Annotated in this window: 22 protein-coding genes; 11 read left to right on the forward strand and 11 right to left on the reverse strand. The window is 72.1% G+C overall.

The window, feature by feature from the left end; translation table 11 throughout:
• Positions 1–68: 68 nt before the first annotated feature.
• Both MJ604_RS13720 and MJ604_RS13725 read right to left on the reverse strand, forming a co-directional pair.
• Positions 69–797 (reverse strand): SDR family NAD(P)-dependent oxidoreductase, encoded by a 729-nt coding sequence (locus MJ604_RS13720; protein WP_243059019.1) that lies wholly within the window; start codon positions 795–797, stop codon positions 69–71.
• Complete coding sequence (locus MJ604_RS13725) at positions 797–2,365, reverse strand: molybdopterin-dependent oxidoreductase (RefSeq protein WP_243059020.1); 1,569 nt, start codon at positions 2,363–2,365, stop codon at positions 797–799. Before MJ604_RS13725 ends, MJ604_RS13720 begins: the two co-directional genes overlap by 1 nt.
• Before the next feature lie 31 nt (positions 2,366–2,396).
• Here MJ604_RS13725 and ispF point away from each other — a divergent pair, with 31 nt between their 5' ends.
• Positions 2,397–2,870 carry a 2-C-methyl-D-erythritol 2,4-cyclodiphosphate synthase gene (gene ispF, locus MJ604_RS13730; RefSeq protein ID WP_243059021.1) on the forward strand — a complete coding sequence of 158 codons (474 nt, stop codon included), beginning with the start codon at positions 2,397–2,399 and terminating at the stop codon, positions 2,868–2,870.
• 104 nt (positions 2,871–2,974) lie between these two features.
• Here ispF and nirD read toward each other — a convergent pair whose 3' ends face one another.
• Positions 2,975–3,301, reverse strand: coding sequence for a nitrite reductase small subunit NirD (gene nirD, locus MJ604_RS13735; RefSeq protein ID WP_243059022.1), 327 nt, complete (start codon positions 3,299–3,301; stop codon positions 2,975–2,977).
• A 68-nt stretch (positions 3,302–3,369) separates the two neighbouring features.
• Here nirD and MJ604_RS13740 point away from each other — a divergent pair, with 68 nt between their 5' ends.
• On the forward strand, positions 3,370–4,041 hold the full coding sequence (locus MJ604_RS13740) for a 2-C-methyl-D-erythritol 4-phosphate cytidylyltransferase (protein ID WP_243059023.1): 672 nt from the start codon (positions 3,370–3,372) through the stop codon (positions 4,039–4,041).
• Here the strand turns inward: MJ604_RS13740 and MJ604_RS13745 are convergent.
• Both MJ604_RS13745 and MJ604_RS13750 read right to left on the reverse strand, forming a co-directional pair.
• Positions 4,028–4,582 carry a 2-C-methyl-D-erythritol 4-phosphate cytidylyltransferase gene (locus tag MJ604_RS13745; protein WP_243059024.1) on the reverse strand — a complete coding sequence of 185 codons (555 nt, stop codon included), beginning with the start codon at positions 4,580–4,582 and terminating at the stop codon, positions 4,028–4,030. The two genes, MJ604_RS13740 and MJ604_RS13745, sit on opposite strands and share 14 nt — an antisense overlap.
• A gap of 72 nt (positions 4,583–4,654) precedes the next feature.
• Positions 4,655–5,140 (reverse strand): CarD family transcriptional regulator, encoded by a 486-nt coding sequence (locus MJ604_RS13750; RefSeq protein WP_243059025.1) that lies wholly within the window; start codon positions 5,138–5,140, stop codon positions 4,655–4,657.
• A gap of 146 nt (positions 5,141–5,286) precedes the next feature.
• Here MJ604_RS13750 and MJ604_RS13755 point away from each other — a divergent pair, with 146 nt between their 5' ends.
• From MJ604_RS13755 to MJ604_RS13765, 3 genes are all read left to right on the forward strand, one after another.
• Positions 5,287–6,069, forward strand: a complete 783-nt coding sequence (locus tag MJ604_RS13755; RefSeq protein WP_243059026.1) for a UbiA family prenyltransferase — start codon at positions 5,287–5,289, stop codon at positions 6,067–6,069.
• A gap of 116 nt (positions 6,070–6,185) precedes the next feature.
• Positions 6,186–6,746 (forward strand): hypothetical protein, encoded by a 561-nt coding sequence (locus MJ604_RS13760; RefSeq protein WP_243059027.1) that lies wholly within the window; start codon positions 6,186–6,188, stop codon positions 6,744–6,746.
• A gap of 19 nt (positions 6,747–6,765) precedes the next feature.
• Positions 6,766–7,509 carry a phosphoglyceromutase gene (locus tag MJ604_RS13765; protein WP_243059028.1) on the forward strand — a complete coding sequence of 248 codons (744 nt, stop codon included), beginning with the start codon at positions 6,766–6,768 and terminating at the stop codon, positions 7,507–7,509.
• Between the two features lie 82 nt (positions 7,510–7,591).
• Here MJ604_RS13765 and phoU read toward each other — a convergent pair whose 3' ends face one another.
• The gene (gene phoU, locus MJ604_RS13770) at positions 7,592–8,248 is read right to left on the reverse strand and encodes a phosphate signaling complex protein PhoU (protein WP_243059029.1); all 657 of its coding nucleotides are present in this window, start codon (positions 8,246–8,248) and stop codon (positions 7,592–7,594) included.
• Positions 8,249–8,368: 120 nt separating this feature from the next.
• On the opposite strand from phoU, the gene MJ604_RS13775 reads away from it, so the two are divergent.
• From MJ604_RS13775 to MJ604_RS13790, 4 genes are all read left to right on the forward strand, one after another.
• Positions 8,369–9,514 (forward strand): cell wall metabolism sensor histidine kinase WalK, encoded by a 1,146-nt coding sequence (locus MJ604_RS13775; protein WP_243059030.1) that lies wholly within the window; start codon positions 8,369–8,371, stop codon positions 9,512–9,514.
• A complete protein-coding gene (locus tag MJ604_RS13780) occupies positions 9,511–10,188 on the forward strand; it encodes a response regulator transcription factor (RefSeq protein WP_243059031.1) in 678 nt (225 codons plus the stop codon). The genes MJ604_RS13775 and MJ604_RS13780 overlap by 4 nt, the downstream gene beginning before the upstream one ends.
• A gap of 326 nt (positions 10,189–10,514) precedes the next feature.
• A complete protein-coding gene (locus MJ604_RS13785) occupies positions 10,515–11,456 on the forward strand; it encodes a DMT family transporter (RefSeq protein ID WP_243059032.1) in 942 nt (313 codons plus the stop codon).
• A gap of 17 nt (positions 11,457–11,473) precedes the next feature.
• Entirely contained in the window at positions 11,474–11,824 is a 351-nt protein-coding gene (locus MJ604_RS13790) for a DUF1304 domain-containing protein (RefSeq protein ID WP_243059033.1), read from the forward strand.
• Here MJ604_RS13790 and MJ604_RS13795 read toward each other — a convergent pair.
• The 3 genes from MJ604_RS13795 to MJ604_RS13805 all read right to left on the reverse strand — a co-directional run bounded on the left by MJ604_RS13795 (position 11,792) and on the right by MJ604_RS13805 (position 13,989).
• Positions 11,792–12,301 carry a YbjN domain-containing protein gene (locus MJ604_RS13795; RefSeq protein ID WP_243059034.1) on the reverse strand — a complete coding sequence of 170 codons (510 nt, stop codon included), beginning with the start codon at positions 12,299–12,301 and terminating at the stop codon, positions 11,792–11,794. The two genes, MJ604_RS13790 and MJ604_RS13795, sit on opposite strands and share 33 nt — an antisense overlap.
• Positions 12,298–13,530: a D-inositol-3-phosphate glycosyltransferase gene (gene mshA / locus MJ604_RS13800; protein ID WP_243059093.1), complete on the reverse strand. Its 1,233-nt coding sequence runs from the start codon at positions 13,528–13,530 to the stop codon at positions 12,298–12,300. The genes MJ604_RS13795 and mshA overlap by 4 nt, the downstream gene beginning before the upstream one ends.
• Before the next feature lie 96 nt (positions 13,531–13,626).
• Positions 13,627–13,989 carry a hypothetical protein gene (locus MJ604_RS13805; protein ID WP_243059035.1) on the reverse strand — a complete coding sequence of 121 codons (363 nt, stop codon included), beginning with the start codon at positions 13,987–13,989 and terminating at the stop codon, positions 13,627–13,629.
• A gap of 36 nt (positions 13,990–14,025) precedes the next feature.
• Here MJ604_RS13805 and MJ604_RS13810 point away from each other — a divergent pair, with 36 nt between their 5' ends.
• Both MJ604_RS13810 and MJ604_RS13815 read left to right on the forward strand, forming a co-directional pair.
• The gene (locus MJ604_RS13810; RefSeq protein ID WP_243059036.1) at positions 14,026–14,775 is read left to right on the forward strand and encodes an SDR family oxidoreductase; all 750 of its coding nucleotides are present in this window, start codon (positions 14,026–14,028) and stop codon (positions 14,773–14,775) included.
• Positions 14,776–14,788: 13 nt separating this feature from the next.
• Positions 14,789–15,478: an aspartate/glutamate racemase family protein gene (locus tag MJ604_RS13815; protein WP_243059037.1), complete on the forward strand. Its 690-nt coding sequence runs from the start codon at positions 14,789–14,791 to the stop codon at positions 15,476–15,478.
• A 108-nt stretch (positions 15,479–15,586) separates the two neighbouring features.
• Here the strand turns inward: MJ604_RS13815 and MJ604_RS13820 are convergent, their stop codons facing one another.
• The gene (locus MJ604_RS13820; protein WP_243059038.1) at positions 15,587–19,504 is read right to left on the reverse strand and encodes a hypothetical protein; all 3,918 of its coding nucleotides are present in this window, start codon (positions 19,502–19,504) and stop codon (positions 15,587–15,589) included.
• A 143-nt stretch (positions 19,505–19,647) separates the two neighbouring features.
• Positions 19,648–20,121, reverse strand: a complete 474-nt coding sequence (locus tag MJ604_RS13825) for a PPOX class F420-dependent oxidoreductase (protein WP_243059039.1) — start codon at positions 20,119–20,121, stop codon at positions 19,648–19,650.
• Positions 20,122–20,135: the final 14 nt, after the last annotated feature.

The raw sequence follows: 20,135 nt of genomic DNA on the forward strand, positions 1-20,135 counted from the left end.
ACAGAGGTCCAGACGGGTCGACGCCGCCGGGTGTGCGCGGCCGCGGGAGCGGGTACGACCCGCCGGGCTCAGACCCCGTAGCCGCCGTCGACGTCCAGCTTCTGCCCGGAGATGAAGCCGGCACGGTCAGAGGCCAGGAAGCACACGGCTTCCGCGACATCGGACGCCGTGCCGAACCTGCGCAGCGGGATGTTGCGGCGCGTGATCGCGAGCGCCTCGTCGGACAGCTCGCCGGACGAGATCAGCCGCTCGGCCATCCCGTCGGTGAGCATCCCCGGACCGACGGCGTTGACGCGCACGCCGTAGCGCCCCTCCTCGGCGGCCAGGGCCCGCACCATCGCCTCCACGGCGGCCTTGGGCGCGGACGACAGCCCGTCGCGGACCGGGAAGCGCGCGGTCGCCGCAGTCGTCACCGCGACGATCGAGCCCCGCGCGGTGCGCAGGTGCGGGAGCGCGGGCTGCACGACGGCGAAGAACCCGGCGGCGTCCGCGGCGAGCTGCGCGGCCATCGCGGCCGGCTCGACGTTCGACAGGTGGGTCATCGGGACGTGCGGGCCGGCGGCGTACACCAGCGTGTGCAGGCCGCCGTGGTCCTCGACCACCGACGCGACCACCGACGCCGCGTCCTCGGCGACCGTCAGGTCCAGGGCGTAGGACGAGCCCTCCGGCCGATTCGTGCGGTACGTCATCGCCACGGTCGCGCCGCGCTCGGCCAGCATCCGCGCGATCGCCGCGCCGAGACCGCCGCTGCCACCGATCACCAGGGCCGCGCCGTCGCGACCGTCGAAGTCCGCCATCACTCGTCGTCCTGCTCCGTCGCCGTGAAGTCGATCGTGTGCCAGCCGGTCGCGCCGTCGGGCACGGGCTCGGCCTCCTCGCTGGTCTGCACCTCGCCATTCGCGTCGATGGCACGGACGGCCACGCTGTGGTCCCCCGGCTCGAGGTCGACGTACGCGACCCACTGCACCCAGGTGTCGGTGCTCGGCACCTCCGCGAGGGTCGCGGCCTGCCACTCGCCGTCGTCGACGGAGATCTCGACGCCCTTGATGCCGGTGTGCTGCGACCACGCGACGCCGGCGATCGGCGCGCCACCCGCAGCGATCTCACCGCCACCGTCGGGCACGTCGATGCGCGACGCGAGCTTCACCGGCCCGAGCTCGGACCAGCCGCGGTCGGTCCAGTACGCCGAGATGTCGGCGAACCTGGTCACCTTCATCTCGACGACCCACTTGCACGCCGACACGTAGCCGTAGAGGCCGGGCACGATCGTGCGCACCGGGAAGCCGTGGTCGATCGGCAGCGGCCGGCCGTTCATCGCGACCGCGAGCATCGCGTCACGGTCGTCGGTCAGCACCGACAGCGGCGTACCGCACGTCCAGCCGTCGTCGGAGGTCTGCAGCACCGCGTCCGCCCCCGGCTGCACACCGGCCTCGCGGAGCAGGTCGGCGATCCGCACCCCGCTCCACCAGGCGTTGCCGATCAGGTCGCCGCCGACCTCGTTCGACACGCAGTTCAAGGTCACCCACGCCTCGGTCAGCGACCGCGCGATCAGCTGCTGGTAGTTGATGACGACCTCGCGGTCGACCATCCCGTGGATGCGCAGCTCCCAGTCGGTGGGCTCGATCGCGGGCACCGCGAAGGCCGTGTCGATCCGGTAGAAGTCGTCGTTCGGCGTCGCCCACGCCGTCATGCCGGGCACGTCCACACGCGCGCCCTTGGGCACGTCCGGTGTCGTGACGCCGGGCAGCCGGAGCAGCCGCCGGGTCTCCTCCACGTGCCGGCGACCGCGGCCGACCGCGCGGCCGACGACGCCGAGGCCGATGCCGACCGCAGCCATCGTGCCCGCGCGCAGCAGGAACGTGCGGCGGGTGTGGTCGGGGTGCGTGGGATCGGCGGCGTCGAGCCCGGGCTCGGCCCCCTCCACCGCGAGCTCGTGGCGGCGCAGCGGCTCGGTCAGCAGCGACAGGCAGACCAGCCAGGTCGCGAACCCGGCCGCCACCGGCAGCAGGTCCAGCGTGGTCGCGCCGCGCTGCGCGAAGACCGCGATCCCGCCGATCACGGCGAGCACGCCGAACACGATCGTCGGCGCCCACCACGTCGTCCGCGCCAGCCGCCCGGCCCATGCGAACAGCAGCCCGCACAGCACCAGGATCATCAGCATCAGGAACGGCTTGTCGTTGTGACCCAGGATCTTGATCGCCCGCTCCACCACCGGCCCGGGCGTCAGCCGGATCACGAGCTCGGCGACGGCGACGTTCGGGGCGTCGCGGATCGTGGTCACCATCGCCAGGCAGTACGCCGTGGCCAGGCCGGCGAAGCCGGCCACCAGACCGGCGACCGACCACGCGCGTCGGGAGGTGCTCACGCGGCGATTCTCGCTCAGGCATGATCGGCGCGTGGACAGACTCCCCCGTGTCGGCATCGGTACCGACGTACACCGCCTCGTCGACGGCGTACCCCTGCACCTCGCCGGCCTGTCCTGGCCCGACGAGCCACAGGGCCTCGAGGGTCACTCGGACGCCGACGTCGCCGCCCACGCGGCGTGCGACGCGCTGCTCTCCGCGACCGGTCTCGGCGACCTCGGATCGAACTTCGGTACGTCGGATCCGCAGTGGGCCGGCGCCTCCGGCGCGGCGCTCCTGGGCGAGACCGCCCGCCGGGTGCGGGACGCCGGCTTCGAGATCGGCAACGTCGCCGTCCAGGTCATCGGCAACCGGCCCCGCCTGGGTCCGCGCCGCGCCGAGGCCGAGGCCACGCTGTCCGCGGCCGCCGGCGCACCGGTGACGGTCTCGGCCACCACGACGGACGGCCTCGGCCTGACCGGCCGGGGCGAAGGCATCGCCGCCATCGCGACCGCACTGGTCTACTAGGGCCTGCCTGATCTCGATACGCCGGTCGCGGCCTCCTGCGTCGGCCGCGCGACTACTCGATCCAGCGCGTGCTCCCGGCCCGGAGCAAGCTCCGCGCCGGCGCCCTAGTCCTTGCGCTGACCCACCTGGACGACCCCGTCGACGACGCGGACGTCGTACGCCGGCACCGACACGTGGTCGTCGTCGAGGCACTTGCCGCTGCGCAGGTCGAACGCATGCCGGTGCGCGGGCGAGGCGACGAAGGGCACGCCACCGCGGACCCCGACGATGCCGCGCGCGATGACCGACGCCTTGGCGAACGGATCGTGGTTGCCGAGCGCGTAGACCGTGTCGTCCTGCGTGCGGAAGATCGCCAGCGCCTGGCCGTGCACAAGGGCGGTCGCGCCGCGCTCGACCTCGAGCTCGACGACCCGGCACACCGGTTGCCACATACCCGCAACGTAGAGGCGCTGTGTGACGCCCCTGTTTCGCCGGATCACAGCCATGAAAAACTCCGGGCGTGCCCGCCGCCGTCGTGATCCTCGCCGCCGGTGCCGGCGCCCGTGTCGGCGCCGGCTCCAACAAGGTGCTGCTGCCGCTCGGCACGGTGCCGGTGCTGGCGTGGTCGGTGCGCGACGCGATCGCCCTGGCGGACGTACGCCGGGTGCTGGTGGTGGTCAGGCCGGGCGAGGCCGACGACGTGGCGGCGGCCCTCGCTCCGCACCTGGGCGACGGCGAGGTCGGCATCGTCGAGGGGGGCGCGTCCCGGCACGGCTCGGAGTGGAACGCGCTGCAGGCGCTGCGTCCCGAGATCGAGGCCGGCGAGGTCGACGTGGTCGCGATCCACGACGGCGCGCGACCGCTCGCCGGGCGGTCGCTGTTCGCCGCCACCATCGCGGCTGCGCGGGAGCGCGGCGGCGCGATCCCGTGCGTGCACCTGACCGGGTTGCTCGCGCTCGACGGGCGCGAGCTGCCGCCGGAGCTGGACGGGGTGCAGACGCCTCAGGCGTTCCGAGCGGCCGAGCTGCTCACGGCGTACTCCCACGCCGACGCCGACGGCTTCGACGGCACCGACACCGCGGCCTGCTGGACGCGCTACACCGACCTCCCGGTCGTGGCGGTGCCGAGCACCCCGCGGAACCTGAAGATCACGTTCCCCGAGGACCTCGAGCTCGCGCTCAGCCTCTCGTGAGGGCTTCGAGCACGCGCACGTCGTCCTCGGAGCCGACGCGCCGCGCGGCCGCCGGGGCCTCGACCAGCTCGACCGGGTAGCGGCGGCGCAGCTCGGCCACCAGCGCCACGAAGTCCACGGCCGGCAGCCCCTCGAGCGAGGCGACCACCTCGGTCGGCAGCACGACCGGGGACGCGACGGCGACCAGCCCGTCGCGGTCGAGGGTCGCGCCGACCAACCCGTCCTCGACGACCTTGACGGTGTCGGTGACCGGGCGGACGCCGACCACCACGCAGCCCCGCTCGACGGCCCGGGCGACGCACGCGGCGACGAACGCCGGCGGTGTCATCGGGCAGAGCGGGTCGTGCAGCACGAACGGCTCGCCGGACTCGGCCAGCGCCGACCACGGCACGGTCTCGTCGACCGGCGTCACGCCCGCCTCGCCCAGCGCCCAGGCGGCGCAGGCGACCAGCGCCTCACCGTGGATCAGGGCGTACGGCAGGGTGCCGCGGCCATCGGTGACCACGGCGCCGAGCGCGGGCGGGACCTCGTCGTACTCCACGCTGCGACCCTAGAGCCCCTCAGACACGACGAGGCCCCCGGGATCATCCCGGGGGCCTCGTCACAACGTGATTCAGGAAGCGAGCACCTCGTCGAGGAGGGCCTCCGCCTTGTCCTCGTTGGTGTGCTCGGCCAGAGCCAGCTCGGAGACGAGGATCTGGCGGGCCTTCGCCAGCATCCGCTTCTCGCCGGCCGACAGGCCGCGGTCACGCTCACGGCGCCACAGGTCGCGGACGACCTCGGCCACCTTCATGACGTCGCCACTGTGCAGCTTCTCGAGGTTCGCCTTGTAACGACGCGACCAGTTGGTCGGCTCCTCGACGTGCGCGGCACGGAGGACGTCGAACACGCGGTCGAGGCCCTCCTTGTCGACGACGTCACGAACTCCGACCAGATCGAGGTTGCACGCGGGTACCCGGACAACCAGGTCCTGCTGGGCGACGATACGGAGTACGAGGTACTGCCTGTCTTCTCCCTTGATGGTCCGCATCTCGATGTCTTCGATGACTGCGGCTCCGTGATTCGGGTAAACAACCGTTTCGCCGACGGTGAAAGTCATATGTCAGGTACCCCTTCCTAGGTGTTCATTCTAACACGTGTTCGAAGGGGCTCCAGCAACGTTTCTGCAGGTCAGGGGCCCAATGCGGGCTTGACAGATCGCAAGGTCATGTGTTGGCGGAGCTTCTGCGGGTGATACTGCGGGGTATGTCGCCGACCCTGCGCCAACGCCAGCCTGACACGGCCGACCCGGGTCAGCCGCGCCTCCCCGAGCGGCGCCGGTCCCTCGCGCACACCACCCCGGTGCTGCTCGTGCGGGCCGCGCACCCCCGTCAGGCGGTGCTCACCGCCACCGGCCTCGCGGTGGCCGCCGCGCTCAGCGGGCGGCCGGGCCGCGAGGTCCTCCTGGTGCTCGCCACGGTGCTCGCCGGGCAGGCGGTCCTGGGCTGGCACAACGACCTGGTCGACCGGATCCGCGACGCCCGGCGGCTGCCCAGCGGCAAGCCGATCGCCGACGGCTACCTCGAGCCCGGAACGGCGTGGTTCGCGCTCACGTGCGCCGTGCTGCTGCTGGTCCCGCTGGCCGTCATGAACGGGATCACGGCCGCGTGCTTCTACCTCGGCTCCGTCGCGGTGGGGCTGATCGGCAACGTGATGCTGCGGGGCAGCGTGCTCTCGTGGCTGCCCTGGGCGGTGTCGTTCGGGCTGTACCCCGCGTTCCTGTCGTACGGCGGCTGGGGCGGCCAGACGGTCGGCGTACCGCCGGAGCCCGCGATGGTCGCGCTCGCGGCGGCGCTCGGCGTCGGGGCGCACGTGCTGTGCGCCTTGCCCGGGCTGGTCGCCGACCACGAGGACGGGCTGCGGCACCTGCCGCTGCGGATCGCGCTCAGGACGGGGGCCACGAAGCTGCTGGTCCTGGCGCTCACCTGGACCGTCCTGACCGTGGTCGGGATGCTCCTCGTGGGCAACTCCGTCGGCCTCGGCAGGTAGCCCGGCGCGGACCGCTGGTGCTCGACGCCGCGAGGTGCGTGCCCGGAGTGCGGGGCACCTGACGAACTTCCGGTGTTGACCACTAGGCTGTGGCCAGCACCAGTCGCAGTCGACCCGTGAAGGCCATCACCATGCACCTCCGCCCGCCCGCTGCTCGCCTGCTCGCCGCAGGCGGCGCGCTCGCGCTCGCCACCGTGCTGTCCTCGTGTGGCTTCAACTACGCCACCGACCGGGTCTACACCCCTGCTGAGGGCACCAACGACCGTTCCACCGACGTCGACGTCCTCGGCGCCGTGATCGTCTCCGGCCAGGACGGCTCGGGCACGTTCATCGCGACGTTCTCGAACAACCTCCAGGACAAGTCGTCGTCGGTCGACTCCCTCGAGGGCGCCGGCGACGACACGCTCGAGGTCGACGAGTTCGAGCCGATCGAGCTCCAGCCGGGCGACATGGTGAACCTCGCCGACGAGGGCGGCATCGTCGTGCGCGGCGACTTCGGCCCGGGCGACTTCGTCCACGTCCTGCTCACGTTCGGCGACGGCGAGTCCATCGAGATGGACGTCCCGGCCACCCCGCCGTGCGACGAGTACGTCGGCCTCGACGACTCGGCCGAGGGCTCCAGCGAGCCCTACGACTGCGAGATCGGCGAGCCGGTCGGCGAGCACGCCGAGCACTGATTCCCCGAGGAGTCCACGCATGACCCACACCCTCGTCCTGCTCCGCCACGGCGAGAGCGAGTGGAACGCCAAGAACCTCTTCACGGGGTGGGTCGACGTCCCGCTCAACGACAAGGGCCGCGCCGAGGGCGCGCGCGCCGGTGAGCTGATCCGCGAGTCCGGCCTGCTGCCGGACGTCGTGCACACCTCGCTGCTGCGCCGCGCGATCAACACCGCCAACCTCGCGCTCGACGTGGCGGACCGCCACTGGATCCCGGTGCGCCGCTCCTGGCGCCTCAACGAGCGCCACTACGGCGACCTCCAGGGCAAGAACAAGAAGGAGACGCTCGAGCAGTACGGCGAGGAGCAGTTCATGCTCTGGCGCCGCTCCTTCGACGTCCCCCCGCCGCCGATATCCGACGACAACGAGTGGTCGCAGGCCGGCCAGCCGCAGTACGCCGACCTCGGCGACGAGCTGCCCCGCACCGAGTGCCTCAAGGACGTCATCGTGCGGTTCCTGCCGTACTGGGAGTCCTCGATCGTCCCCGACCTGCGCGCCGGCAAGACGGTGCTCGTCGCCGCCCACGGCAACAGCCTGCGCGCCCTGGTGAAGCACCTCGACGGCATCAGCGACGACGACATCGCCGGCCTCAACATCCCGACCGGCATGCCCCTGGTCTACGAGCTCGACGACTCCCTGGCGCCGACCGTCCGCGGCGGCACCTACCTCGACCCCGAGGCCGCTGCTGCCGCTGCCGCTGCGGTCGCCAACCAGGGCCGCTGACGTTCTTCTGGGGTAGTCCCTGACGTTTCCGGGGTGTGGGAACGATCCCAGACCCCGGAAACGTCAGGGACTACCGCAACACTCAGGCGCCGACGGTGCGCGGGTTCTCGCCGGTGACGACGAAGACGACGCGGTTGGCGACCGAGACCGCGTGGTCGGCGATCCGCTCGTAGTAGCGGCCGAGCAGGGCGATGTCGACGGCCGCCTCGACGCCGTGCGCCCAGTCGGAGGAGAGCAGCTCGGCGAAGCTGGTACGCCGCAGCTGGTCCATCTCCTCGTCGGCGTGGGCCAGGGCGAGGGCGTCGTCGATGTCGCGGTCGGTGATGATCCGGGAGACCCGGCCGACCATGTCCTCGGCGACCTCGGCCATCCGCTCGATGATCGGGCGCACCGGCTCCGGCACGGCGAGGTTCGGCACCCGGAGCCGGGCGATCTTCGCGACGTGGACCGACAGGTCGCCCATCCGCTCGAGCTCGCTGACCATCCGCAGCGCGGCGACGACCGTGCGCAGGTCGCTGGCGACCGGCTGCTGCAGCGTGAGCAGCAGGAACGCCGAGTCCTCGACGCGCTCGCGGTCGCGGTCGATGTCCTCGTCCGCGGTGATCACCCGCTCGGCGATCGCGGGGTCGCCGGTGAGCAGCGCCTCGGTCGCCAGGCGGACGGCGGTCTCGACGCTCTCGCAGATACCGGCAAGGTCACGGAACATCCGATCGAGCTGATCGTGGAAGGCCTCTCGCATGACGGGGAGCCTAGGTGGGCCAGATGTACGACCGGGGTGAATGAATGAACGCGGGGTGAACGTTGCGAAGCCCGGCCTCCTCGGGCGAACTCCTGGTGAAATGGCTCGTACGATTCACGTGTGGATGCGACGACGCAGGCGTTTCTCGCCGCGCTCATCGGAGCCGTCGTCGCGGGCGGCGCGGTGCTTGCGTGGCACCTCAGCGACCGCCAGCAGCACCAGACGCCCGTCGCCGAGGAGCCCGTCGTCCCCGTCGGCGTCGCCGCGGTGCTCTCGGTGCTGCGCAGCAGCGCGGTCGTGGTCGACGACGACGACGTCGTGCTCAAGGCGTCCGCGCCGGCGTACTCCATGGGCCTGGTGCGCGGTACGGCGCTGCACTCCGCCGAGCTCGCCGACCTCGTCCACCAGGTACGCCGCGACGGGCAGATCCGCGAGACCGAGCTGCTGATGGCGCGGCCCGGCGTACCCGCCCGGCACGTGACCGCGCGCGTCGCGCCGCTCGGCGCGCGCCTGGTTCTCGCGCTCGTCGAGGACCGCACCCGCGAGCGCCGCGTCGAGGCGGTCCGCCGCGACTTCGTGGCCAACGTGAGCCACGAGCTGAAGACCCCGGTCGGCGCGATCCGGCTGCTCTCGGAGGCCGTCCACGACGCTGCCGGCGACCCGGAGGCCGTGAAGCGCTTCTCGAACCGGATGCTCACCGAGAGCGACCGGCTGTCGCGGCTGGTGCAGCAGGTGATCGAGCTGTCGCGCCTGCAGGGTGACGAGCCGCTCGAGCAGCCGATGCCGGTCCAGCTCGACGAGGTCATCAAGGTCGCGGTCGACACCAGCGCGATCGACGCCGACTCGAAGCGGATCTCGATCGTGGTCGGCGGCGCGCCGCACCTGTCGGTGTTCGGCAACGAGGAGCAGGTCACCGCGGCGGTCGCCAACCTGGTTGCGAACGCGGTGTCATACTCCGAGTGCGACGCCACCGTGCTGGTCTCGACGAAGGCCGACGACGACATGGTGGAGATCTCGGTCGTCGACCAGGGGATCGGGATCCCGGCCGGCGAGATCGACCGCATCTTCGAGCGGTTCTACCGGGTCGACCCGGCCCGGCACCGATCGACAGGTGGCACAGGGCTCGGCCTGTCCATCGTGAAGCACGTGGCGGCCACGCACGGCGGAGAGGTCCGTGTGTGGTCCGTCGAGGGACAGGGATCGACGTTCACCCTGACCCTCCCCCGCTACTTTCCGGCCCGAGGAATCCAGGAGGATGGCCGATGACCCGCGTACTCGTCGTCGAGGACGAAGAGAGCTACAGCGACGCGCTCGCGTACATGCTGCGCAAGGAGGGCTACGAGGTCGCGATCGCCGCGAACGGCAACGACGCCCTGACGGAGTTCGACCGCAACGGCGCCGACATCGTGCTGCTCGACCTGATGCTGCCCGGCCTGCCCGGCACCGAGGTGTGCCGCCAGATCCGGCAGACCTCGAGCGTGCCGGTGATCATGGTCAGCGCGAAGGACGACGAGGTCGACAAGGTGGTCGGCCTCGAGCTCGGCGCCGACGACTACGTGACGAAGCCGTACTCCCCGCGCGAGCTGGTCGCCCGCATCCGCGCCGTACTCCGGCGTGGCCAGGAGCCCGACCTCGCGCCGCCGACCCTCGAGGCCGGCCCGGTGCGGATGGACGTCGAGCGGCACGTCGTGACCGTCGGCGGCGAGACGCAGCGGCTGCCACTGAAGGAGTTCGAGCTCCTCGAGCTGTTCCTGCGCAACCCCGGCCGGGTGCTCACCCGCGGTCAGCTCATCGACCGCGTGTGGGGCTCGGACTACGTCGGCGACACCAAGACGCTGGATGTCCACGTGAAGCGGCTGCGCGCCAAGATCGAGCCGGACCCCAGCGAGCCGAAGTACCTCGTCACCGTGCGCGGGTTGGGTTACAAGCTGGATCTCTGATCCGCAGGATCAGAGGTCCAGCGCGCCGACGACCCAGCCACGCGCGAGGTACGAGCGCGGGGCGTGGGGTCGTCGGATCGAGCAGTCCCGCCGCTGAGGGACGAAGCGGCGACGGACGTGTCGAGTTCGATCTCTGATCCGCAGGCTGTGTTGGGATCCCCGGTCGACCGGGGATTCCGACGGTTGTAGGGGTTTGCAACGGCCGTCAAGCGCAAGTTTCCCCGGTCAACCGGGGAATCCTGGGACGGATGAGACTGGCGGGAAGTCGCGCATAGACGTCCGAAACCCGCGTGTCAGGCGTCGGTGGCGATCCCTACGCTTGCTCCGTGACGAGTACGACGACACCGGCGAGCCCTGCTGAGACCACCGAGCCGGCCTCCTGGCTGCCGCTCGCGGCGGTCGGGGTGACGCTGGTGTTCTGGGCGTCGGCGTTCGTCGCGATCCGCTACCTCGGCGAGGACTTCTCCCCCGGCGCGCTGTCGCTGGGCCGGACCCTGGTCGGGTCGGCGTGCCTCGGCGTCGTCGCCCTGGCCACGCAAGGGATCCCGCGCCCGACCGGCCGTCAGTGGGTCTCGATCATCACGATCGGCGTGCTGTGGTTCGGCGTCTACAACGTCGCGCTCAACGCGGGCGAGCGCCGGGTCGACGCGGGCACCGCCGCGATGCTGATCCAGGTCTCGCCGGTGCTCGTCGCTGTGCTGGCCGCGATCTTCCTCAACGAGAAGTTCACGGTGTACATCGGCCTCGGCCTCGCGCTCGCGTTCACCGGTGTCGGGCTGATCTCCATGTCGTCGTCCGAGTCCAGCGACCACGACGTGATCGGCGTGCTGCTCTGCCTGCTCTCGGCGGTCGTGTACTCGATCAGCCTGATCCTGCAGAAGCCGCTCGTCGCGAAGCTCCCCGCCATCCACGTGACCTGGCTGGCCTGCACGGTCGGCGCGATCGCGTGCCTCCCGTTCCTCGGCCAGCTCGTCGACCAGACCGCGGACGCCCCGACCTCCTCGGTGCTCTGGGTGCTGTACCTCGGCGTCTTCCCGACCGCGATCGCGTTCACGACGTACGCCTACGCGCTGCAGCACATGAGCGCCAGCAACCTCGCGATCACGACGTACCTGGTCCCGCCGATCACGATCGTGATGGGCGTCGTGTTCCTCGACGAGGCGCCGCCCGCGATGGCGTACGTCGGTGGCGCGCTGGCGCTCGTCGGCGTGGCGGTCGCCCGGCGCAAGCCGAGGACGATCGCCGACGAGGTCCCGCCGCCGGCCTGACCTGCCATGATGCGCGGGTGGACGTCGTCGCCTCCGTGCTGGTCGCGCTGGTCGCTGCCCTGCACCTCTACTTCCTGGTCCTCGAGATGTTCCTCTGGACCAAGCCGGCCGGCCGCGCGGCGTTCGGGCTCGACGCGGACTTCGCCGAGCAGACGAAGGTGCTCGCGGCGAACCAGGGGCTCTACAACGGGTTCCTCGTCGCGGGCCTGGTCTGGGGGCTCATCGCGCAGGACGACGCCGTGATGGCGTTCTTCCTGCTGTGCGTCGTGGCGGCGGGCGTGTTCGGTGCCGCGACCGTCAGCCGGAAGATCCTGTTCGTGCAGGCGGTTCCGGCGCTACTCGCCCTCGGGGCTCTCGCCCTCGCCTGACTCCAGCCAGCCGCGGAACGCCTCGAGGTTCGCGGTCGACTCGCCGCGCAGGTTCCGCCACTCCCACTCCTTGCGGATGGCGGACCCGAAGCCGAGCTCGAGGATCGTGTTGAACGACTCGTCGGCGTAGGTGAGCACCGCGCCGAGCAGCCGGTCCAGCTCGTCGGGCGTGACGGCGATCAGCGGAAGTCGCGCGTCGAGGTAGATGTCGCCGAGCCGGTCGATCGCGAACGCGACGGCGTACATCCGCAGGTTCTTCTGCAGCAGCCACTCGTAGACGCGCTCGTGGTTCTCGTCGGGCTTGCGGCAGACGAAGGCGTGCACGCCGAGCGCGTGCGGGCCGACGTCGAGGCGGACGGCGGTCTGCAGCTTCTTCTCCCCGGGCAGGGAGAACGAGAAGACCCCGTCGGAGAGCTCGTCGTACGCGATGTCGTTCTCGGCGAGGTGGTCGCGGACGACCTGGGCGGCGTCGGTCACACCGGCGCCTTGAGGTCGGCACGAGCGCGCTCGTAGACCTCGAGCGTCCGCTCGGCGGTGCGGTCCCACGAGAACGCGCGCGCCTGCTCGAGGGCGCCGGCCTCGAGGCGCACCCGCAGGTCGTCGTCCGCGACGACGCGGCCGAGCGCGTCGGCCCACTCCTGTGGGTCGTGGCCGTCGACCAGCAGCCCGCTGTGCCCGTCCCGGACGACGGTGGTGAGACCGCCGACGGCCGCGGCGACGACGGGGGTGCCGGTGGCCTGCGCCTCCACGGCGACGAGGCCGAACGACTCGTTGTACGACGGCACCGCGACCAGGGTCGCGGCCGCGGCCCAGCGCGCGAGCTCGTCCTGGGCGACGGGCGGGACGAACCGCACCACGTCGTCGAGGCGCAGCTCGCTCGCCAGCTGGGCCAGGGACTCCGGGTGCTCGAGGCCGCTGCCGGACGGGCCGCCGACGATCGGGACGACCAGCCGCGAGCGCAGGTCGGAGCGTCGCTCGAGCAGCACGGCGACCGCGCGCAGCAGCACGTCGGGCGCCTTCAGGGGCTGGATGCGACCGGCGAACAGCAGCACCGAGGCGTCGGCGGGCAGGCCCAGCTCGGCGCGCACCTCGCCCTTGTCACGCGGGCGGAACACGTCGAGGTCGACGCCGGGGTGCACGACCTCGACGCGCGCGGGCTCGGCGTCGTACAGGTTGATCAGCTGCTTGGCCTCGAGGTCGGTGTTCGCGATCAGCATGTCCGCGGCCTCGACGACCTGCTCCTCGCCGATGATCCGCGCGGCCGGCTCGGGGGTGTCGCCCTCGGCGAGCGCGTCGTTCTTGACCTTGGCCATCGTGTGCATCGAGTGCACCAGCGGGACGCCCCAGCGGTCACGGGCCAGGGCGCCGACCTGACCGGAGAGCCAGTAGTGCGAGTGCACGACGTCGTAGTGGCCGAGCGGCTGGCCGGCCTCGGCCCGCAGCACCTCGCGGGCGAACACGCACAGCTGGCCGGGGAGCTCGTCCTTGGCCAACCCCTCGAACGGGCCGGCGTGGATGTGCCGCACCTGGACGCCGTCGTACGCCCCCACCACCGGGTCGAGGGAGGAGGAGGTCGCGCGGGTGAAGATGTCGACCTCGACGCCGCGGGCGGCGAGCCGCTTGGCGAGCTCGATGACGTAGACGTTCATGCCGCCGGCGTCGCCGGTGCCCGGCTGGTCGAGCGGGGACGTGTGCAGGCTGATCATCGCCAACCGCCGGATGGGGTCCACTCGCCGCGCTCCTCTCGCTCGTCAGGTCCAACCTGGGTCAACACCGCAGTGCCCGGTCTGATTCCCGCTTGGTCAGCGCGCGTGCGATCCGGTAGGTGCCCGCTCCACCCGGAGCAGCACCGTGACCGAGACGACCAGGGCCACCGCGCCGAAGGCGGCGTACACGACGAGGTCCTCCACGGAGTCCGACAGCAGGGCGAGCACGGACCCGACGAGCACGGCGAAGCAGCACGCGACCAGGATCTTGAGCCAGAACGCACTGCTGCTGACCAGGCTCGCGCCGGCGCTGACCGTGGCCACACCGAGCAGGAACATGCCCGTCCACGTGAGCACGTCGACGATCGTGCCGCCGGTCGCGCGGTCGAAGATCAACGCACTGATCCAGGCCAGTCCACCTACGAGTCCGCACAGAGCGGCCGCTACACGCAGTCCCACGCGAGGCAGTGTGACACGGTCGCGCAGAATGGGCCCGTGACCTCCACCTCCATCGCCGTCGTGACCGGAGCCAGCAGCGGGATCGGAGCCGCGACCGCGCGGCACCTCGCGAAGGCCGGCTACCACGTGTTCTGTGCCGCCCGGCGAGCCGACCGGATCGAGCAGCTCGCCGCCGAGATCGGGGGTACGCCGGTCGCGTGCGACGTCACCGACGAGCAGGCGGTCGCGGCACTGGCGGCCCGGGTGGGCGACCGGCTCGACCTGCTGGTGAACAACGCCGGCGGGGCGTTCGGCGGGGCGGCCCCCGTCGGCGAGGCCGACAGCGACGCGTGGCGGCGGATGTACGACGTCAACGTGATCGGCCTGATGCAGGTGACCCGGGCGCTGCTGCCCGCGCTCGTCGCCAGCGGCGACGGCGTCATCGTGAACGTCGGCTCGACCGCCGGCCGGATTGCCTACGAGGGCGGCGCGGGCTACACCGCGGCGAAGCACGGCACCCAGGTCGTCAACGAGACGCTGCGCCTCGAGCTCGTCGAGCAGCCGGTGCGGGTCATGGAGATCGCGCCGGGCATGGTGAAGACCGAGGAGTTCGGGCTGGTCCGCTTCGACGGGGACGAGGAGAAGGCCGCCGCGGCGTACGCCGGGGTCGCGGAGCCCCTGGTCGCCGACGACATCGCCGAGGCGATCGTCTGGATGGCGACCCGGCCATCGCACGTCAGCGTCGACGAGCTGGTGATCCGTCCCAAGGCGCAAGCGGCCCAGCATCGCGTGCACCGGGTTCTCTGAGAGAGTGACCGGCATGCAGACCATCGGACTCGTCGGCGGGATGAGCTGGGAGAGCAGCGCCGCCTACTACGAAGGACTCAACCAGGGCGTCGAGCAGCGCGTGGGCGGGCTCGCGTCGGCGAAGACCGTGATGGCGTCGGTCGACTTCGCCGAGGTCACGGCGCTGCAGCAGGAGGAGCGCTGGGACGACGTCGCGTCGATCCTGGTCGGCGCGGCCCGCGCGGTCGAGGCCGGCGGCGCGGACTTCCTCGTGCTCTGCACCACGACGTTCCACCTGGTCGCCGACCAGGTCGCGGACGCGATCGACATCCCGCTGCTGCACCTCGCCGACGTGGTCGCCGACGCGTGCAAGGCGCAGGAGCTCACCGAGGTCGGCCTCCTGGGCACGACGTTCGCGATGTCCCGGTCGTTCTTCACCGACCGGATCGCCCAGCACGGCCTGACCGTGCACGTCCCGGACGCGCAGCACCACGAGACCGTCAACCGCGTGATCTACGACGAGCTTGTCCACGGCAAGGTCCTCGACGGCTCGCGGCGCACCATGGTCGGCCTGATCGACGAGCTGTGGGACGCCGGCGCGGGTGGCGTGATCCTCGGCTGCACCGAGCTCGAGCTGCTCGTGCGCCAGGCCGACGCCGACATCCCGGTGTTCCCGTGCACCACGCTGCACGTCGCGGCCGCGCTCGACCGCGCGCTCGCCTGATCTCAGGGGGTAGTCCCTGACGTTCTCGGGGTGAGACGGCGCGACCGACCCCGGAAACGTCAGGGACTACCGCCCCAGAAGCAGCTCCGCGGCCGGACAGCCGGCTCGTCAGCCGCCCACGCCGAGGACGGGCGAGGACACCGCCGTGGTGGCGCCGTACGCGTTGGAGGCCCGTACGGCACACGTCAGCGCCATGCCGACGTCCGCGCCGGACACGGTGTACGTCGACGACGTCGCGCCGGCGATCGGCGAGCCCGCACGCCGCCACTGGTAGTCGTAGTTCACGCCCACGCCGCTCCACGACCAGGTGCCCGGGTGGCAGGTCAGCGGCTGGCCGGTCATCACCAGGCCGGAGATCACCGGGCTGGTCAGGTTGACCGGAGCGCCCTCGCCGCCACCGCTCCCACCACCGCCGACCAGGACCGAGGCGGAGGCCGCGTCGGTGCTGCCGGCCGTGTTGGACGCCCGCACGACGCAGGAGAGCGAGGCGCCGGCGTCGGCCGCCGTCACCGTGTACGCCGTCCCCGTGGCCGAGCCGATCTGCGCGCCCGAGCGCAGCCACTGGTAGCTGTAGCTCAGGCCCACGCCGCTCCACGACCACGTGCCCGGGTTGCAGGTCAGCAGGCCACCCACGGCCACGGTGCCGGTGATCGTCGGCGGCGTGACGTTGACCGGGATCGTCGCACCGCCACCACCGCCCACCAGGACCGCGGACGAGACGGCGTCGGTGCTGCCGGCCGTGTTGGACGCCCGGACGAGGCACGACAGGGCGACGCCGCTGTCGGTTCCGGGCACGGTGTACGTCGCCGCCGTCGCCGACCCGATCGGTGCCCCGGCGCGCAGCCACTGGAAGGCGTAGCTGATGCCGACCCCGCTGAACGACCAGCTGCCCGGGTTGCAGGTCAGCACCTGCCCGACCGCCGCCGTCCCGGTGACCGACGGCGGCACGACGTTCACCGGCACCGTGGTGCCACCGCCGCCTCCGCCGACGGTGACCGCCGCCGACACGGCGTCGGTGCTCCCACCGGTGTTCGACGCCCGCACCGCGCACAGCAGCGCCGAGCCGCTGTCGGCGGCGCTGACGACGTACGTCGACGAGGTCGCGGTCCCGACCGGCGCGCCGGCGCGGTACCACTGGAAGCCGTAGGTGACGCCGACGCCGGTCCACGACCAGGTGCCCGGGTTGCAGGTCAGCACCTGCCCGACGGCGGCGGTCCCGGTGATCGTGGGCGGCGTGACGTTGACCGGCGCGGTCGAGCCGCTGCCACCACCGCCGACCGTCACGGACGCGGACACCGCGTCGGTGCTGCCGGAGGTGTTGGAGGCGCGGACGACGCATGCGAGCGCGGCACCGCTGTCGGCCGCGGTGACGACGTACGTCGAGGACGTGGCTTGCGAGACCTGGGCGCCGGCGCGGTACCACTGGAAGCCGTAGCCGACCACGGTCCCGCTCCAGGTGCCCGGGCTGCAGGTCAGCACCTGCCCGACCGCGGCCGTGCCGGTGATCGCCGGGGCCGTGACGTTGACCGGCGCGGTGACAGCACCACCGCCACCACCGATCGCGACGGCTGCGGAGACGGCGTCGGTGCTGCCGGAGGTGTTGGTCGCGCGCACCGAGCAGGAGAGCGCGGCGCCGCTGTCGGCCACGGTCACGACGTACGTCGAGGACGTGGCCGCCGAGATCTGCGCGCCCGCGCGCAGCCACTGGAAGCCGTAGCCCGTCACCGACCCGCTCCAGGTGCCCGGGCTGCAGGTCAGCACCTGCCCGACCGCCGCCGTCCCGGTGACCGACGGGGCGACCGTGTTGACCGGAGTGGTGGATCCGCCGCCGCCGCCGACCGTCACCGGAGGGGAGGCGACCTCGACGGCTCCCGCGCCGTTCGCGGCGCGCACGATGCACGACAGCGACGTGCCGCTGTCCGCCGCCGTCACGCGGTAGGTCGACGACGTGGCGCCCGCGATCGGCGCGCCCGCGCGCAGCCACTGGAAGGTGTAGCCGATGCCCGACCCGGTCCAGATGCCCGAGCTGCAGTTGAGGAGCTGGCCGACAGCCGGCGTGCCGAGCACGGCGGGCGCGACCGTGTTGACCGGGCCGCCGGCGCCGCCGACGGTGACCGCGGCCGAGGACACCTCGGAGGTGCCGGTGGTGCTGGTGGCCCGCACGACGCAGGCCAGCGACGTCCCGCTGTCCGCGGCGGTCACGGTGTACGTCGACGCGGTGGCGCCCGCGATCGCGACGCCGCTGCGGCGCCACTCGTAGGCGTAGCTGGTCGCACCGGTCCAGGTGCCCGAGGTGCAGACGAGGTTCTGGCCGACCGCCGCGGCCCCGACGATCGTCGGCGGGACCGTGTTGACCGGTCCGGTGCCGCCGGACCCGCCGCCACCGACGGTCACGGCCGGCGAGGACGCCTCGGCTCCCGCGGTGCCGAGGGTGCCGCGCACGAGGCAGCTCAGCGCGGCGCCGCTGTCGGCGGCCGTCACGGTGTACGTCGACGCGGTGGCCGACGCGATCGCCACCCCGGCGCGGCGCCACTGGAAGCCGAGGCTCACGCCGGTCGGGGTCCAGGTGCCCGGGTTGCAGGTGAGCACCTGCCCGACGGCGGCGGTCCCGGTGATCGAGGGCGCGGCGGTGTTGACCGGCGTCGTGCCGCCCGGGTTGCCGCTGCCGCCGCCGACGGTGACCGACGCCGAGGTCGCGGTGGTGTCGCCGTCCGCGTTGCTCGCGCGGACCGAGCAGGCCAGCTTCGCACCGCTGTCGGCCTCGACCACGGTGTAGTTGTTGGTGGTGGCCGACGTGATCGACGAGCCGTTGCGGAGCCACTGGAAGTAGTAGGAGTTCCCGCCGAACGGGCTGTCGGACCCGGACCAGGTGCCCTTGTCGCAGGTCAGCATGTTGCCGACCTCGGCGGTGCCGGAGATGCTCGGCTTGGTGAGGTTCTTCGGCCCGTCGCCGCCGTCCCCACCGCCGTCGCCACCACCGTCGCCGTCCCCGTCGCCGCCGCCGTCACCACCGCCGTCACCGCCGCCGTCGCCTCCACCGCGGCCGCCGGCGCCGGCGCGAACGCCCTTGCTCCAGTAGGTGTAGCCGCCGGTGTCCCAGCGCTGCACCCGGTGGTTGTCGGTGTCGGCGATGAACAGGTTGCCCGACAGGCTGCCGCCGTCCTGCTCGTGCTGGGCGATCGCGGTCGGCCCGTTGAGCCGGCCCGCCTCACGGCCGGCGCGCGGGCCGTGGCCCAGCGCGCGGTAGACCGAGAAGTGGTTGTTGGTGTCGGCCAGGTAGACGGCGTTGTTGGCGGCGTCCGTGACGGTCAGCTGGCCGTACTTGTCGACCGCGATGCCGCTCGGCTGCGGCGACTTCCCACCGCGCGGGCGGTGCAACTTGAACACGTCGGCGGGCTTGGAGCTCTTGCGCAGCGAGGAGGCGCGGTACGCGACGACCTGGCCACGGTCCGGGATCGCGACGTACAGCATCGCGGTGCGGCCGTTCTGGGCGTTGCCGTACGCGATGCCGCGCGGGAAGTCCTTCCCGGGCAGCTTGACCGTGGTCTCCAGCTCACCGCGGCGCGTGTAGACCGAGATCGAGGGGTGGCAGCGGTTCGCGACGTAGACCCGGCCGCCGGCCGAGGTGATGCCTCCGTAGCGGTGGGCCGGCGCGTTGCTGCCGCAGCTGCGCTGCGGCTTCTTGTCGTTGGTGAGGAGCCGGCGGCCACTGGTCGAGTACAGGGCGAACTCGGTCTCGAAGTCGACCCAGATCTCGTTGTCGACGGTGACGTAGATGCCGTCGACCGGCTCGTCCGAGTGGAGCGCAATCGACCCGCGGTTGCCGCCGCGCGCGGTCAGCCGCTGCAGCTTGCCGCCTCCGGCGAACCCGATGTACGTCGTCCCGTCGCGGGCGACGCCGATCGCCGTCGGCCGGTCCGCGGTGGCTGCGGCGGCTGGTTCCGGGGTCGCCAAAGTAACGGTCCCGAGCCCCGCGATGATCATGGCTAGGCCGAGCATGCGGCCCAGGGGGGCGTAGCCGCGCACGAGCAGAGGGTACGGCGGATCTTGCGAAAACCTTGAGGAAGCGCGAGGTGACTGGACCGGCTGGTCTAGCAGGGTCCCCGCGACGTTGCTCGGGGGAGCGCAGCGGAGGAGAGGAACCTCGTGGGGTGATCTAGCGGGGTGCTCTAGCGGACCGGCGCCCGGTCGGGTGGGAAGCCACCGGTCGCGACCGGGCCCCAGGAGTCGACCCGGATCCGGATCAGCGACTTGCCCTGCTTGCGCATCGCGTCGCGGTACTCGTCCCAGTCGGGGTGCTCGCCGGAGATGCAGCGGAAGTACTCGACCAGGCCGTCCTCGGCCTCGGGCGAGGGCATGTCGAGGACCTCGGCGGTCCCGTCGACCTGCACCCACGCGTCGTCCCACTCGTCGGAGAGGACGAGGACCGAGGCGGCCGGGTTGCGGCGCAGGTTCACGGCCTTCGCGCGGTCGGGGTACGTCGAGACGACGATCCGGCCGTCGGCGTCGACGCCGCCGGTGACCGGCGAGAGCTGCGGTCGGCCGTCCGCCCTCGTGGTCACCAGCACCAGGTGGTGCCGGGTGCGGACGAAGTCGAGCAGCTGCTCGCGCTCGACGCGGTCGGTGGTGGCGATCCGAGGCATGCCGCCACTGTACG

It is taken from the genome of Nocardioides sp. SR21, assembly GCF_022761125.1.
GTDB lineage: Bacteria > Actinomycetota > Actinomycetes > Propionibacteriales > Nocardioidaceae > Nocardioides.

Excerpts from the sequence above, each read along its gene's own strand:
- MJ604_RS13720 (WP_243059019.1), bottom strand. The coding sequence starts at position 797 with ATGGCGGACTTCGACGGTCGCGACGGCGCGGCCCTGGTGATCGGTGGC.
- nirD (WP_243059022.1), bottom strand. The coding sequence starts at position 3,301 with ATGTGGCAACCGGTGTGCCGGGTCGTCGAGCTCGAGGTCGAGCGCGGC.
- MJ604_RS13750 (WP_243059025.1), bottom strand. The coding sequence starts at position 5,140 with ATGACTTTCACCGTCGGCGAAACGGTTGTTTACCCGAATCACGGAGCC.
- MJ604_RS13755 (WP_243059026.1), top strand. The coding sequence starts at position 5,287 with ATGTCGCCGACCCTGCGCCAACGCCAGCCTGACACGGCCGACCCGGGT.
- MJ604_RS13765 (WP_243059028.1), top strand. The coding sequence starts at position 6,766 with ATGACCCACACCCTCGTCCTGCTCCGCCACGGCGAGAGCGAGTGGAAC.
- phoU (WP_243059029.1), bottom strand. The coding sequence starts at position 8,248 with ATGCGAGAGGCCTTCCACGATCAGCTCGATCGGATGTTCCGTGACCTT.
- MJ604_RS13780 (WP_243059031.1), top strand. The coding sequence starts at position 9,511 with ATGACCCGCGTACTCGTCGTCGAGGACGAAGAGAGCTACAGCGACGCG.
- mshA (WP_243059093.1), bottom strand. The coding sequence starts at position 13,530 with ATGATCAGCCTGCACACGTCCCCGCTCGACCAGCCGGGCACCGGCGAC.
- MJ604_RS13815 (WP_243059037.1), top strand. The coding sequence starts at position 14,789 with ATGCAGACCATCGGACTCGTCGGCGGGATGAGCTGGGAGAGCAGCGCC.
- MJ604_RS13825 (WP_243059039.1), bottom strand. The coding sequence starts at position 20,121 with ATGCCTCGGATCGCCACCACCGACCGCGTCGAGCGCGAGCAGCTGCTC.